The following is a 14,489-nucleotide window of genomic DNA, read 5'->3' as shown; positions in this document are numbered from 1 at the left end:
AATTGCCCGGAGCATTCTATATCAACAAATGATCCGGATTGTTAAATTATGTAAGGAATTCGTTTTTATTGTATTTTTGTTGATGGATCTACCTGTTTTCAAGTGAAATCATTCGTGAAACGATTAAATTGTTCTGATACTTCTTTTGCCGAAACACTGGTTGCGTGGCAAAAAAGGCATGGGCGTCATTCGCTCCCCTGGCAGAATACGCGGGATGCTTACAGGATCTGGCTGTCCGAGATAATGTTGCAACAGACACAGGTCGCAACGGTCATTCCATATTATTTGCGTTTTCTGGAGTCTTTTCCGGATGTTTTCACCCTGGCGGTTTGTCCGCTTGTTGAGGTCATGAAGTACTGGAGCGGTCTCGGATATTATTCCAGAGCGAGGAATCTTCATAAATGCGCCCAGATTGTCGTCCGTGAATATGGCGGCGAGTTTCCTGCTGATCCGGCGGTTCTGGAAAAATTGCCCGGAATCGGAAAGTCCACGGCGGCGGCGATCGCTGTGTTTTCGTCCGGTGTCAGGGCTGCGATACTGGATGGCAATGTCGTCCGGGTTTTCTCGCGTGTCTTTGGTATAACGGATTCCCCGGAAGGAAAAGAAGGTAAAAAACGCTTGTGGAAACTGGCTTACGAATTATTGCCCGAGACGGATCTGGAAGCGTATACCCAGGGATTGATGGATCTGGGGGCGACGGTTTGTGTCAGGAGCAAGCCGGATTGCGTGCGGTGTCCGTTTACGGGAAATTGTGTGGCGTTGTCTGAAAACAGGATTGCTGAATTGCCTGTCAGGAAGGTGAAGAAAGCGGTGCCGGAAAAAAAAGTGATCATGCTGGTTCTCCAATCCAATGGACAAGTGTTGTTTGAAAAAAGACCTGAGTCCGGAATATGGGGAGGCTTGTATTCATTGCCCGAGAAGGAATGGCCTGCGGATAACGAGTCCGCAAGTTCTGCCGCTGTGCTGGATGAACTGAAGTTTATGGCCTCATCGTTCGGCGATGTCGTTTCCATGGAATATCTTGATCCGTTCGTTCACATTTTTTCGCATTTCCGTCTTCTCATCACGCCTTGTGTCATTGAATTGTCCAGACAGAATCAGAGGGTAGCGGAGCATGCCTGTCTGTGGTACGACATTGAAAAACTGGACGATGCGCCGGTGCCGGCGCCGGTACGTAAATTGTTGAGCACCTCTTTAAGGCAACAGCGTCTGAAACTGTCGGAATCACCAGCCGTCAGTCCGGTTTCAACTCCCGATGCCGGGTGATGACCTGCTCGAATTGGCGGAAATGATCCGCGAGCCGCTCGACCATGTAAACAGAACGGTGTTGACCTCCCGTGCAGCCAAGGGCAACAGTCAGATAACTACGATTGTCCTTGCGGAAGGAGGGCAGCCATTTTTCAATGAATTGTCTGATGTCGGTGAGTAATTCTTCAGCTTCCGGTTGCGCTTCCATAAATTCGCGAATAGCGGCATCTTTTCCCGTTAACGGTCTGAGTCTGGTGTCGTAGTAAGGGTTGGGGAGACAGCGGACATCGAAAATGATATCGGCGTCCAGAGGTACACCGAATTTGAAACCGAAAGATTCGAAAAGCAGTGTCAGGGGTGACTGGTCAATTTCGACCAGTTCCTTGACACGATTGCGCAATTCGTTGGCACTGGAATTGGATGTATCGATCACGTGTCCCATCATCTGGATATCGGCCATTAACGCCCTTTCTTCCCGGATCGCCTCGATCAGGGTACGATTGTCGGCCGGCGACGCATTTTTCAGGTGGTGGTGGGAGAGCGGATGGCTGCGCCGCGTTTCCGAAAATCGGGTAATCAGGGAATGAGTGTCTGATGTCAGAAAAAGGACACGGACTTCATGTCCTTTTTCGTTCAATATCCGGATGCTCTTGGGCAGCTCGTCAAGCGAGCCCGCGCTTCTCGAATCGACAGCTACTGCCAGTTTGTCCGAATTTTCTTCAAGACGCGTGGCGACAAGATTGGGAAGCAACGCCGGGGGCAGGTTATCGACACAAAAATAACCTGCATCTTCAAGCGCGTTCAACGCGACTGATTTTCCCGATCCGGAAATGCCGGTAATAAGTATTATCTTCACGCGAAATTAATTAGAAAACGATACCTCGCCAGATTATCATAACTGTATGACGTCAGTGTGACTCCTTTTGACAGATCGATGTCTTTTTCACTCATCGCTGGTCATGGCCTTGCGCTGTCTTTCCATGAATTCTTCCATGGTATTGAATCCGCGCAGTTGCATAATGGTGTTTCTGACCGCGGCTTCCAGCAGAACCGCTATATTTCTTCCGGCAGCAACAGGGATGACCGTTTTTCGGATCGGCAGGCCAAGAATTTCCTGGGTTGGCGAATGGATGGGCAAGCGTTCAATATTGTCGTCTCCCGAGCGGCTGCGTGTAAGGTGAACAATCAGTTTGAGCTGCATTTTCCTGCGAACGGCTGTTTCTCCGAAGATGGCCCGGATATCAAGCAGTCCCAGTCCCCGTACTTCCAGCAGATTTTGCAGAAGTTTGGGCGCACGTCCTTCCACGACATTGGGCGCTATCCGCGAAAATTCAACGGCATCGTCTGCGACAAGACCGTGATTGCGTGTAATCAGTTCAAGTCCCAATTCACTTTTTCCCAGTCCCGAGTCGCCGGTAATCAGTACCCCGACTCCCAGGACGTCCATGAATACGCCGTGCATGATAACGCGCATGGCAAGCTGTTTCGACAAGTAGACGCGCAAGTAATCGATGACCTCGGCAGCGGTCAGCGGCGTAGTGAACAACGGGATATTGTTTTCGTTGCAGATCGCATGGATATCAGGGGGAACGTCCAGACTTCTGGCAATAATCAGGGCAGGCGGATTGCAGTCGGCGATTTCGTGTACGAGGTAGGCACGGGATTCAGGCGACAGTCTGTCATAATAATCAATTTCCTGCCTGCCGAATACCTGAATACGCATGGGATGTATCAGATTCAGATGGCCAACCTGGTCGGCGGCGGAACCGCTTCCGCTCGATACCTGTCGGTGGCCACCATCCAGTCCTGCAAACCACGTCAGTTTCAGGATATCCCTGTTACTGGCATATAGACGCTGTATGGTAAGAGTTTTTGTGGTCGACATGGTAGGTGGTGATTGTGAAAGTGGACGATTCAGGTCGGGAGTGGCTGGCCGGGTTTCCAGGTCGTGACGATTTTGTAAATCCGTTCCGGATCCGTTTCATGGGCAAGGGCATCACGGCACGGGTTGTCCGAAAACATCGCGGCGATTTCCGAAAGAATTTCCAGATGTTGCTGGGTGACATTTTGCGGAATCAGAAGGAAGAAAAGCAAATTGACCGGTTTCCCGTCAGGCGATCCGAAAGCGATGGGAGTCGACAGTCTAACAAAAGCGGCATAGGGTATTTTCAGTCCTTCTATCCGGCCGTGCGGAACGGCTACGCCATAACCGAGTCCGGTCGATCCCATACTTTCCCGTGCGAGGAGATTCTCTGTTACAAGAGAGCGGGGAATCCCGCAGTTGTTTTCGAAAATAAGGCCTGCCTGTTCGAAAACACGGTTCTTGCTTGATACATCGAGGTCAAGCACAATGTTTTCCGGCGGCAGAATTCTTGAAAGGTTCGTGGACATGGTGAATCTATCCGGTATGAAATGGGTGCATTATAAATCGCCGGAGGACATGTCCGTCATGCCGATTCGCAATGCACCCGGTAATCAGGATTGCATTACTGGCGTGCCGTCCGTATCAGTTGCGGGCGTTTGCCGGAAGTGAAATTGCTTCGCCACGGATTGATATCGATACCGCCCCGGCGGGTATAACGGGCATATACGGTAAGATTTTGCGGTTTGCACGATTTCAGTATGTCCAGAAAAATCCGTTCGACGCATTGTTCATGGAATTCATTGGAAGATCTCAGGCTGATGATGTATTTGAGTAATCCCTCCTGATCGATTTGAGGGCCGACATAATGTATCTGGAGACTGGCCCAGTCAGGCTGTCCGGTAACGGGGCAGTTTGTCTTCAGAAGGTGGGATACCAGCGTTTCCTCGACGGGCGCTTCTTTACGGTTGCTTCGTAAAAGAGAGGGATCGGGCGAATAGATATCGGTACCGATATCCAGACGGTCCAGGAGCAGCCCGTCCAGTTCCCGGATTTCCGTTTCCATGAAATCTGACGGCAGTTTCAGGGAAACTTGTACGGGCGAGCCGAACGCATTGCCCAGATCGTTACGCACAATATCGATCAGGTCCGCTGTTTCGTCCATTCTGGTTTGGGAAAAAGAGTTCAGATAAAGTTTCAGCGATTTTGATTCGACGATTCTGGGCGAATCCGCTGATACATTGAAACTCATGATAGCTACCTGGGGTTTGCCGCGCAGATTGAGCCAGGAGAGCTCATAGGTGTTCCAGAAGTCGAGTCCGAAAAACGGCAGGGAACCGGAAATACCCAGTTTTTCTCTCATAGGGATACGTTCGATCGCATATAACAGGGATGGATCGTACTGGGTCGGATATTCCGTCGTTTTCCCGAGAGGGGAATTTTTCATGCTGTCTGCAGGTGTCATAGCAAATTGCCCGATATCGTTTAAGGTTAGAGGAACAGCTTGTAAACAGGATTGTCGCTTTCGTTCCAGTAAGGATAACCGATAGTCGAAAGGAATTGATCAAACGCTTTCATGTCCTGTTGCGGTACTTGCAGTCCGACAAGTACCCGCCCGTAATCCGCGCCGTGGTTCCGGTAATGGAAAAGGCTGATGTTCCAGTTCGGCGCCATTGATGAAAGAAAGCGCATCAGGGCGCCAGGCCGTTCCGGGAATTCGAAACGGTAGAGCAGTTCATTTTCCGCGAACGGGCTTTTCCCGCCGACCATATAGCGGATATGGAGTTTGCCAAGTTCGTCATCGCTCAAATCGATAGTACGGTAACGGCTGTTTTCAAATGTCGCGATGATCTCGTTTTTTTCCTTGCGGTTTTTGACTTCAATACCCACGAAAACATGAGCTGCCTTGTCGTCGCTGATGCGGTAATTGAATTCGGTCACATGACGGGGACCGATCAGCTCGCAGAACCGGCGAAAACTGCCACGTTCTTCCGGAATCGTAACAGCCAGAACGGCTTCGCGGTTTTCGCCGACGTCTGCACGTTCAGCCACGAAACGCAACCGGTCGAAATTCATGTTGGCACCCGATGTAACAGCGACCATCGTCATGTTTTCCAGGGGATTGCCTGTTTCTTCGTGCTGTTCGATATAGGTTTTTATGCCGGCGATAGCAAGTGCCCCGGCCGGTTCCGGGATACTTCGGGTATCCAGAAAGACGTCCTTGATGGCGGCGCACACATCATCCGTATCGACAAGAACGATTTCGTCCACATATTCCCGGGAAAGCCGGAAGGTTTCTTCTCCGACCAGCTTGACTGCCGTTCCGTCGGAGAAAAGACCGACATCCGGCAGGTTGATACGTTTGCCGGCATCGAGACTTTGTTTCATGGCACAGGAATCAACCGTTTCCACACCGATTATTCTGATTTCGGGACGGATTTTCTTGACGTATGCGGCAATACCGGCAATCAGTCCGCCGCCTCCTACCGGCACGAAAATGGCATGGATCGGCCCGGAGTGCTGACGGAGAATTTCCATACCGATCGTTCCCTGACCGGCAATGACATCCGGATCGTCAAATGGGTGAATAAATGTCAGGTGACGTTCTTTTTCAAGCATTTTCGCGTGATCGCAGGTATCAGAAAAAGAATCGCCGAAAAGAACGATTTCAACGTTGTCGCCTCCGTGTGTCCGGACTGCTTCAATTTTGACGGGGGGCGTTGTGGTTGGCATCGCGATGACGGCCTTGCAGTCCAGTTTTCTGGCAGACAGAGCGACTCCCTGGGCGTGATTGCCGGCGGATGCGCAAATAACCCCCTTTCCCAGCTGGCTGGCGGAAAGATTGGCCATTTTGTTATAAGCTCCGCGAAGCTTGAAACTGAAGACACTTTGCATGTCTTCACGTTTTAAGAGAATATGGTTTTTCGTTCGCTTTGAAAGATTGGGCGCGGGCTCAAGAGGCGATTCGATGGCGACATCGTATACGCGTGCAGTAAGAATTTTTTTCAAGTAATCGGTCATAATGATGCTGGACAACGTCTGTAATTTTTCGCAACATTATAATCCCCGTCTGGTATGCTTGGCCTTTTTTGCATGATTGCTTCCCTGAGCGGATTTCGCCGGATGGTTTCATGTCCCGGGGAAATATGGAAAATCTTTTGAAATGATCGAATCGGCTGTTCACTGGTTGCTGGGGTATCTCGCCGTTCCAGAGGTGGGGCTGACTTCGGTATTCATTATCAGTTTTATATCGGCGACATTGTTGCCGCTTGGGTCGGAACCGGCCGTTTTTGCGGTGGTCGCTGCTGACAGGTCGCTGTTCTGGCAGGTGATGATTGTCGCGACAGCCGGCAATACGCTCGGAGGCATTCTCAATTACTGGATAGGATATGGCGCCAAGGAAGCTTTTGCCAAAGAGCGGAAGACGATGTGGTTCGGCTGGCTTGAAAAGCACGGTGCCAAGACAATGCTTTTGAGCTGGGTTCCCGGAATCGGGGATCCGTTGTGTACGTTGGGCGGATGGCTGAAGTTGCCGTTTTGGCCTTGTGTGGCTTATATGGCGACAGGCAAACTGGTACGGTACATTCTGATGACCTGGCTGCTTTTGTATATCCCTGACAGTTCATGGCGTGAACTGGCACGGTTTTTGGGGTAGATTATGGTAGGTAACTGCGTGTTTTGTGCTCCGGATCGGAACGAACCGGTATATGTCAGTGGGAAGTGGCGGGTATTGCTGGTGGATGAGCCGGATTATCCGGGTTTCTGCAGGGTGGTATGGAATGATCACGTCGCTGAAATGACGGATCTTTCCGAAGCCGACCGTGTGGAGGTGATGAATGTCGTGTGGCTGGTGGAAAAGTGTATCCGGGATGTCATGCAGCCTGACAAGGTCAATCTGGCTTCTCTGGGAAACGTGGTGCCTCATATACACTGGCATGTCATACCACGATATGTGAACGACAGAAGTTTTCCGGATTCCGTTTGGTCGGTTGCGAAACGGGAACCGGATCAAAAAGAAACGATGTTCAGGAAAGGAAAAATTCCCGAATTGCGGAAAATGTTGTCCGATGTGCTGAATGAACAATACGGTCTTTCGTTGCAACGATAATTTTTATGTCCAAGCTGACTCATTTCGGTTATCAAAAAATAGATGAACGTGAAAAAACGGAAAAGGTAGCCGAAGTTTTCAATCATGTTGCCCGGCATTACGATTTGATGAATGATCTGATGTCATGTGGTCTTCATCGTTTGTGGAAGGCGTTTGCCGTGTCGCAGGCAGGTATCCGGGAAGGCTACAAAGTTCTGGATGTTGCCGGCGGGACGGGCGATCTGACGTTGTCTTTTGCGAAACAGGTCGGAAAAAACGGCGAAGTCTGGCTGACGGATATCAATGAAACCATGTTGCAATATGGTCGTGACAGATTGTTGAACAAGGGGGTCATTGTGCCGGCCATGGTCTGTGATGCCGAGAAACTCCCGTTTCCCGACAATTATTTCGACAGGGTCGTCGTGTCGTTCGGTCTGAGGAACATGACTCACAAGGAAGATGCCTTGTCGGAAATGAACCGCGTCCTGAAACAGGGAGGGAAATTGCTGGTTCTTGAGTTTTCAAGGGTTTGGAAACCTTTGCGGAACCTGTATGATATGTATTCGTTTTCCGTGTTGCCGTGGCTGGGCAAGCATGTGGCGAAAAGCGCGGAGAGTTATCGTTATCTGGCGGAATCCATACGGGTTCATCCTGATCAGGCAACTTTGCAGAAAATGATGGAAGATGCCGGATTTGTCTGCGCCAGATTTTTCAATCTGACCGCTGGAGTGGTCGCTCTTCATACCGGTATGAAGTTATAAAACAGGAGATTTATGAAAAAAATTCTGCTTGCATTCGTTTTGGTGGTCGGTCTGGCATCAATGGTCATGACGGACGTACAGGCGAGAAGACTGGGAGGCGGATCGTTCGGACGACAATCGTCCAATATCGGTCGTATTGCTCCCATGCAGAGAAATATGGCGCAGCCCGGCCAGCAGGCCCAGCGTGCCGCCAATCCGTCGCAGGCTGCCAATGCCGCCAGGCCGGCCAGCCGGTGGGGCGGCATTCTCGGCGGGGCGCTTCTTGGACTCGGTCTGGGTGCGTTATTGAGCCATTTCGGTATTGGTGGCGATATGGCGGGCATGATCAGCACCATTTTGATGTTGGTCATTATCGTGTATGTCGTGCGGTTTTTGTTGCGGCGCTTTTCCGGCAGACAGCGTGAACAGAATACGAATGCCTATGCCAGCAGCTATCAGGAAACCGGCTACAATCATCCGGCCACGCCTGAAATCGGTTCCGGTTTGTCGCGTCAGTTTCCGGGAAGTACAGGTATGGAAAACGGTTCACAGAACAATGATACATGGGGTATTCCGGCTGATTTTGATGTGCCGGCGTTTCTGAGGGCGGCGAAATCCTATTTCATCCGGATGCAGGCAGCGTGGGACAAAGCGGATATCAATGATATCCATGAATTCACGACACCGGAGATGTTTGCGGAAATCCGCTTGCAGTTGCAGGAACGTGGTGCTGCCCCGAATGTGACCGATGTCGTGTCGCTGGATGCCGAGCTCCTTGGAATCGAGACATTGGGCGACGAATATATGGCCAGTGTGAAGTTCAGTGGCAAGATCCGTGAAAAGGAAGGCGCTGAACCGGAATCGTTCCAGGAAGTCTGGAATCTCACCCGGCCTGTTTCCAGAAAGAATGGCTGGGTTCTGGCGGGCATTCAGCAATTGTCCTGATGTTTTGCGAGTTCTGTCATCGCATGAACCGTCCGCTTCCTGTCGCGGGCGGTTTTGTTTTTTGATGGGAATGTTATGGCGATGATGAGGCTTTACCGGTCTTTATGTGGTCGGCCTTCGAAAAATGACATATCGTATTTCAAAACAGAAAAGCGCATGAACGGGGGCATTATGTTAATGGGAGTAATGGAATAATGCGAAAAGTCTGGAGACTGATCGTTATTTTTTACATTCTTTTCCGATACGGTCTGGATGAAATGGCTGTATCGTATTTTCCAGGCAGGCGTTTTGCCGTACTTTACCGTTCCCTGTTTTTCTGGCGTCGTCTGTCGATTTCTCCCGGGGTACGGTTGCGGAAGGCGCTGGAAGAACTGGGGCCCATTTTCATCAAGTTCGGTCAGATGCTCTCGACACGCCGTGATCTGCTGCCGACTGAAATTGCCGATGAACTGTCGAAATTGCAGGATCGCGTGCCTCCATTCGATTCGAATCTGGCCGTGGAACAGATTACGGAATATCTCGGTGCCCCTCCGGAAAAACTGTTTGCGCGCTTTGATCCGGTTCCGGTCGCTTCCGCTTCCGTTGCACAGGTTCATTTTGCAACCCTTCACAATGGACGTGAAGTGGCTGTCAAGGTGTTGCGGCCGGAAATGCAGAAACGGATCGGACGGGACATTGAATTGATGTATGTTTTCGCTTCTCTGGGAGAAAGATTCTGGCGGGATGGAAAACGCCTGCGTCTGACGGCGGTTGTGCATGAATTCGACAAGTCGCTTCACGATGAACTTGATCTGTTGCGGGAAGCGGCCAATTACAGCCAGTTGCGCCGGAATTTTGCGGAATCCGACAAACTGATTGTCCCTGAGATATTCTGGGATTATTGTTCCACCAATGTCATGGTCATGGAAAAAATGGTCGGTATTCCGATTTCGCAGACAGACAGGCTGGTTGAAGCCGGGCTGGATCTGAAAAAACTGGCCAGTAACGGGGTTGAGATATTTTTGACCCAGGTGTTCAGAGATGCTTTTTTTCATGCCGACATGCATCCCGGAAATATTCTGATTTCTGTGGAACCGGCAACTTTTGGCAGATATATCGCTCTGGATCTGGGTATCGTTGGCATGCTGGATGATTTCGACAAAGAGTATCTTTCGAAGAATTTCGTGGCGTTTTTCCGTCGTGATTACAGGATGGTGGCACAAGCCAATATCGAATCCGGCTGGGCACCGCCGGATACCAGTGTGGTGGAACTGGAAGCGGCTGTCAGGACATGTTGCGAGCCGATGTTCGACCGACCGCTCAGGGATTTTTCATTCGGGCTGGTTTTGATGCGCCTGTTCCAGACATCAAGACGGTTCAATATCGAAATCCAGCCGCAACTTGTCCTGTTGCAGAAAACCATGCTGAATATCGAAGGGCTTGGGCGTCAGCTCGATCCGGATCTTGATTTATGGAAGACCGCCAAGCCATTTCTTGAAGACTGGATGGACAGACAGGTCGGCATAAGAGGCTTGGTGGACCGGTTCAGAATGGAAGCCGTCAATTACAGCCGTATTCTTCCCCAATTGCCATGTCTGGTTGAGGAAGCGCTGAAAAATATTGCCAGGCCGGACAGAAAGACGGAATTACTCGACAGGATGATCCTTGAACAGGCTTCAATCAATCGTCGTCTGACCCGGTTTCTGTATTTCGCCAGCGGTGTTCTGATGGGGGTTTTGCTGGTGAGGATTTTGATGAACTGGCATTATTTTTTCTGAGATTTCGATCTGTTCAAATAAAGCAACAGCCTTTTTTGTCTTTAAGAGATGGCAGTGGAATCAATACGAAAAATTTTCGTATTGTCACAGACTTCTGCCAGTATAATCTGCACCGTTTTCAACGCGTCGTTCCGTACATATGCTTCCATGAATACACTTATCTGGTTTGTCGTCCTGTACTGGATCGTTTCCGTTGGCATCGGAATTTATGCGGCGCGCTATGTCAGAAACTCAAAGGATTTTGCAATTGCCGGCAGGTCCTTGCCCATGTCGGTTGTCACCGCAACGGTTTTCGCGACTTGGTTCGGCTCCGAGGCCGTGCTGGGTATTCCCGCCACGTTTGTCAAGGAAGGATTTACCGGTGTGATAGCCGATCCTTTCGGATCGGCCATGTGTCTGGTTCTCGTGGGACTTCTTTTTGCCAAGCGGCTTTACAGGATGAATCTCATGACGATCAGCGATTATTACCGCAATCGTTATGGCCGGGCGGTTGAAATTATCGTTTCGCTCTGTATTGTCGTTTCTTACCTCGGGTGGGTGGCTGCCCAGATCAAGGCGCTGGGGCTGGTATTCAATGTCATATCGGGTGGCGCCATTTCGATGAATACCGGCATGATTATCGGTTCGGTCAGTGTGCTTGTTTATACTTTGATGGGCGGTATGTGGTCGGTGGCGATCACCGATTTTCTGCAAATGATCATCATTGTGATCGGGATCATCTATATCAGTTGGGAAGTATCCGGTATGGTTGGAGGGGCCGATATCGTGATCCGCCATGCGGCGGAAGCAGGGAAATTGCGGATTTATCCAAAACCGGATCTGAGAGATATATTGTGGTTTTTCGGGGCCTGGGTGACGCTGATGTTCGGTTCCATTCCGCAACAGGACGTTTTCCAGCGTGTCGCTTCCTCCAAAAATGAAAATGTCGCAAGAAATGCTTCCATTGTGGGAGGTATTTTTTATCTTTTGTTTGCCCTGGTGCCGATGTTTTTGTGTTATTCGGCGATGCTGGTTGATCCATTGCTGGTCGAAAGCTATATCGATCAGGATTCCCAGATGATTCTGCCCGTGATGATCATGACGTATATGCCGATTTTTGCGCAAGTCATGTTTTTCGGAGCGCTGCTTTCCGCCATCAAAAGCTGTGCCAGCGCGACGCTGCTCGCACCGTCGGTCACTTTTTCCGAAAATATCATGAAAGAAATATTGCCGGATTTGTCGGACAGGCAGTCTTTATTGCTGATGCGGGTGGTGGTTCTTGTTTTTGCGGGAATTGTCACTATCTTTGCCATGAATACCGATTCAAGCATTTTCGAGATGGTGGAAAATGCCTACAAGGTGACGTTGGTGGCAGCTTTCATTCCGCTCATTTTCGGTTTTTTCTGGAAGCATGCCAATAATTTCGGGGCCCTGACGTCGGTGATTATGGGATTGCTGACCTGGATTTCCCTGGAAATTTTTTATCCTGACGGCATATTCCCACCCCAGCTGATGGGACTTCTGATGGGGCTGGTCGGTATGGTGGCGGGTTCTTTATTGTTCTGGCGGCCTGGAAACAGGGCGTGACCGGCGGCCCGTGTATTTCTTTTTGAAAAGAACTATAATTTTACGTTTACGGGATTTTTTGGAGTTAAAAATGCCAATTTATGCTTATCGTTGTGAAGAATGCGGTTTTTCCAAGGATGTACTGCAAAAATTGTCTGATAAGCCCCTGACTGTTTGTCCTTCTTGCGGTAAAGAGAGCTTCAAAAAACAATTGACTGCAGCCGCCTTTCAGCTGAAGGGAACAGGTTGGTACGAAACCGATTTCAAAAACAGTCATAGCGGTCATTCAGATGCAAGTCCATCGGCATGCAGCTGTTGTCCGATGAGCAATCCGGATACGGGTACCTGCGGGTGATTCGGGCAGGCCATATGGCCTGTATTGTGCAATCCGGTTGGCTGAACCGATGTATATACGGGAACGGAAACGTTCGGCAAGTCACGAAACCTAATTGAGAAAAGTAGATATTTATGTCCATGCGAACTAATTATTGTGGCCTTACTACCGAGGCATTGCTCGGTCAGACTGTAACATTGTGCGGCTGGGTGCACCGGCGGCGGGATCACGGCGGGATCATATTTATCGACATGAGGGATCGTGAAGGACTGGTTCAGGTCGTCTGTGATCCTGACCGGCCCGAAGTATTCAGGATCGCCGAATCGATCCGTAACGAATATTGTCTCAGGGTGACGGGTACCGTCCGTTCGCGTCCGGAAGGGACTGTCAATGACAATCTTGTTTCCGGCCGGATTGAAGTGTTTTGTGAAAAGCTCGAAGTCCTGAATCCTTCGGTAACACCTCCTTTCCAGCTGGATGACGAGCATCTGTCGGAAACAACCCGCCTGACTCATCGGGTGCTTGATCTGCGGCGCCCGCAAATGCAAAACAATTTGCGTCTGCGTTACAAGGTAGCCATGGAAGTCCGCAAGTTCCTTGATGCAAACGGTTTCATCGATATCGAAACGCCGATGCTGACGAAATCGACACCGGAAGGCGCACGCGATTATCTGGTTCCCTCAAGGGTCAATCCGGGAGAATTTTTCGCGTTGCCGCAATCGCCCCAGCTGTTCAAGCAGTTGCTGATGGTTGCCGGATTCGACCGTTATTACCAGATTACGAAATGCTTCCGTGATGAGGATCTGAGAGCGGATCGCCAGCCTGAATTCACCCAGATCGACTGTGAAATGTCTTTTGTCAGTGAGCAGGAAATCCGGGATCTTTTCGAGAACATGATCCGCCAGATTTTTGCCAATACCATGAATACGGAATTGCCGGAGCCATTTCCGGTCATGACACATGAAATGGCTATGGCGAAATATGGTTCCGACAAGCCGGATTTGCGAGTCAAGATGGAATTTACCGAATTGACCGACGTCATGAAAGACGTTCCGTTCAAAGTATTCAGCAATGCGGCCAATATGCCGGGCGGAAGAGTCGCGGCACTTCTTGTGCCGGGTGGCTCCGCCGAAGGATCGGGTATGCCACGTTCGGAAATTGATGCATATACCCAGTTTGTCGGTATTTACGGGGCGAAAGGACTGGCGTATATCCGTGTCAACGATATCAGCAAGGGCGCTGCCGGTTTGCAGTCGCCTATTGTCAAGAATCTTACGGATGAAGCGATCAAACAGATTCTGGAACGTACCGGCGCGAAAAATGGCGATCTGATTTTCTTCGGTGCGGACAAGGCCCGGATTGTCAACGATTCACTCGGTGCGCTGAGAAACAAGATCGGTTATTCCGATTTCGGGCATGCTCACGGTTTGTTTGAAGATGCATGGAAACCGTTATGGGTGATTGATTTCCCGATGTTCGAATATGATGAAACGGAAGGTCGTTGGGTTGCATGCCATCATCCGTTCACTTCACCGAAGGACGGTCATGAGGACTTCCTTGAAAGTGATCCGGGACGTTGTCGTGCAAAAGCCTACGACATGGTTCTGAATGGATGGGAACTCGGAGGCGGGTCTATCCGTATCCACAAGGAAGAGGTCCAGAGCAAGGTATTTACCGCACTGAAAATCGGGGAAGCCGAAGCCAAGGAAAAATTCGGTTTTCTGCTGGATGCCTTGCAGTACGGTGCGCCTCCGCATGGTGGCCTGGCTTTCGGGCTTGACCGGCTGGTTACCCTGATGACGCGTTCGGATTCCATTCGTGACGTGATTGCTTTCCCGAAAACGCAGCGGGCACAGTGTTTGCTGACTCAGGCACCGTCTGCTGTCAGCGAAAGACAGTTACAGGAATTGCACATCCGTTTGAGAAAGATAGAAACGACTCAACCAGGCTGAGAAAGGAAAGGGAGCCGGCT

The 14,489-nt window shown here is 50.3% G+C and carries 14 protein-coding genes; 9 read left to right on the top strand and 5 right to left on the bottom strand.

Annotated features, from left to right (window positions below):
* Positions 1-114 precede the first annotated feature (114 nt).
* The gene (gene mutY / locus NB647_RS00330) at positions 115-1,266 is read left to right on the top strand and encodes an A/G-specific adenine glycosylase (protein ID WP_269283532.1); all 1,152 of its coding nucleotides are present in this window, start codon (positions 115-117) and stop codon (positions 1,264-1,266) included.
* Here mutY and rapZ read toward each other — a convergent pair.
* The 5 genes from rapZ to ilvA form a co-directional block, all read right to left on the bottom strand.
* Positions 1,235-2,104 (bottom strand): RNase adapter RapZ, encoded by an 870-nt coding sequence (rapZ, locus tag NB647_RS00325; protein ID WP_269264577.1) that lies wholly within the window; start codon positions 2,102-2,104, stop codon positions 1,235-1,237. The genes mutY and rapZ overlap by 32 nt on opposite strands.
* A gap of 87 nt (positions 2,105-2,191) precedes the next feature.
* Positions 2,192-3,133 carry an HPr(Ser) kinase/phosphatase gene (gene hprK / locus NB647_RS00320; protein ID WP_269264576.1) on the bottom strand — a complete coding sequence of 314 codons (942 nt, stop codon included), beginning with the start codon at positions 3,131-3,133 and terminating at the stop codon, positions 2,192-2,194.
* 29 nt (positions 3,134-3,162) lie between these two features.
* Positions 3,163-3,639 (bottom strand): PTS sugar transporter subunit IIA, encoded by a 477-nt coding sequence (locus NB647_RS00315; RefSeq protein WP_269264575.1) that lies wholly within the window; start codon positions 3,637-3,639, stop codon positions 3,163-3,165.
* Between the two features lie 95 nt (positions 3,640-3,734).
* Complete coding sequence (queF, locus tag NB647_RS00310) at positions 3,735-4,574, bottom strand: NADPH-dependent 7-cyano-7-deazaguanine reductase QueF (protein WP_269264574.1); 840 nt, start codon at positions 4,572-4,574, stop codon at positions 3,735-3,737.
* A gap of 26 nt (positions 4,575-4,600) precedes the next feature.
* A complete protein-coding gene (ilvA, locus tag NB647_RS00305; protein WP_269284820.1) occupies positions 4,601-6,133 on the bottom strand; it encodes a threonine ammonia-lyase, biosynthetic in 1,533 nt (510 codons plus the stop codon).
* A 139-nt stretch (positions 6,134-6,272) separates the two neighbouring features.
* On the opposite strand from ilvA, the gene NB647_RS00300 reads away from it, so the two are divergent.
* From NB647_RS00300 to aspS, 8 genes are all read left to right on the top strand, one after another.
* Positions 6,273-6,764, top strand: coding sequence for a YqaA family protein (locus NB647_RS00300; protein ID WP_269264573.1), 492 nt, complete (start codon positions 6,273-6,275; stop codon positions 6,762-6,764).
* 3 nt (positions 6,765-6,767) lie between these two features.
* Entirely contained in the window at positions 6,768-7,217 is a 450-nt protein-coding gene (locus NB647_RS00295; RefSeq protein ID WP_269283530.1) for an HIT family protein, read from the top strand.
* Positions 7,218-7,222: 5 nt separating this feature from the next.
* Positions 7,223-7,957, top strand: coding sequence for a bifunctional demethylmenaquinone methyltransferase/2-methoxy-6-polyprenyl-1,4-benzoquinol methylase UbiE (ubiE, locus tag NB647_RS00290; RefSeq protein WP_269264571.1), 735 nt, complete (start codon positions 7,223-7,225; stop codon positions 7,955-7,957).
* 12 nt (positions 7,958-7,969) lie between these two features.
* Positions 7,970-8,881: a Tim44 domain-containing protein gene (locus NB647_RS00285; RefSeq protein ID WP_269283528.1), complete on the top strand. Its 912-nt coding sequence runs from the start codon at positions 7,970-7,972 to the stop codon at positions 8,879-8,881.
* A 194-nt stretch (positions 8,882-9,075) separates the two neighbouring features.
* The gene (gene ubiB, locus NB647_RS00280) at positions 9,076-10,638 is read left to right on the top strand and encodes a ubiquinone biosynthesis regulatory protein kinase UbiB (protein WP_269283526.1); all 1,563 of its coding nucleotides are present in this window, start codon (positions 9,076-9,078) and stop codon (positions 10,636-10,638) included.
* Between the two features lie 147 nt (positions 10,639-10,785).
* On the top strand, positions 10,786-12,204 hold the full coding sequence (locus NB647_RS00275; protein WP_269283524.1) for a high affinity choline transporter 1: 1,419 nt from the start codon (positions 10,786-10,788) through the stop codon (positions 12,202-12,204).
* A gap of 70 nt (positions 12,205-12,274) precedes the next feature.
* A complete protein-coding gene (locus tag NB647_RS00270; RefSeq protein ID WP_269283522.1) occupies positions 12,275-12,538 on the top strand; it encodes an FmdB family zinc ribbon protein in 264 nt (87 codons plus the stop codon).
* A 113-nt stretch (positions 12,539-12,651) separates the two neighbouring features.
* A complete protein-coding gene (aspS, locus tag NB647_RS00265) occupies positions 12,652-14,469 on the top strand; it encodes an aspartate--tRNA ligase (protein WP_269283520.1) in 1,818 nt (605 codons plus the stop codon).
* The last annotated feature ends 20 nt before the right edge of the window (positions 14,470-14,489 follow it).

Source organism: Oxalobacter aliiformigenes, from assembly GCF_027116575.1.
In the GTDB taxonomy this organism is placed as follows: Bacteria; Pseudomonadota; Gammaproteobacteria; order Burkholderiales; family Burkholderiaceae_D; genus Oxalobacter; species Oxalobacter aliiformigenes.
The sequence above is the reverse complement of the archived record's forward strand: the minus strand, read 5'-3'. Positions and strand labels throughout refer to the sequence as shown.

Bases quoted from the DNA above. Each gene is read 5' to 3' on its own strand.
- hprK (WP_269264576.1), bottom strand. From the start codon at position 3,133: ATGTCGACCACAAAAACTCTTACCATACAGCGTCTATATGCCAGTAAC.
- NB647_RS00315 (WP_269264575.1), bottom strand. From the start codon at position 3,639: ATGTCCACGAACCTTTCAAGAATTCTGCCGCCGGAAAACATTGTGCTT.
- queF (WP_269264574.1), bottom strand. From the start codon at position 4,574: ATGACACCTGCAGACAGCATGAAAAATTCCCCTCTCGGGAAAACGACG.
- NB647_RS00300 (WP_269264573.1), top strand. From the start codon at position 6,273: ATGATCGAATCGGCTGTTCACTGGTTGCTGGGGTATCTCGCCGTTCCA.
- NB647_RS00295 (WP_269283530.1), top strand. From the start codon at position 6,768: ATGGTAGGTAACTGCGTGTTTTGTGCTCCGGATCGGAACGAACCGGTA.
- ubiE (WP_269264571.1), top strand. From the start codon at position 7,223: ATGTCCAAGCTGACTCATTTCGGTTATCAAAAAATAGATGAACGTGAA.
- NB647_RS00285 (WP_269283528.1), top strand. From the start codon at position 7,970: ATGAAAAAAATTCTGCTTGCATTCGTTTTGGTGGTCGGTCTGGCATCA.
- ubiB (WP_269283526.1), top strand. From the start codon at position 9,076: ATGCGAAAAGTCTGGAGACTGATCGTTATTTTTTACATTCTTTTCCGA.
- NB647_RS00275 (WP_269283524.1), top strand. From the start codon at position 10,786: ATGAATACACTTATCTGGTTTGTCGTCCTGTACTGGATCGTTTCCGTT.
- NB647_RS00270 (WP_269283522.1), top strand. From the start codon at position 12,275: ATGCCAATTTATGCTTATCGTTGTGAAGAATGCGGTTTTTCCAAGGAT.
- aspS (WP_269283520.1), top strand. From the start codon at position 12,652: ATGTCCATGCGAACTAATTATTGTGGCCTTACTACCGAGGCATTGCTC.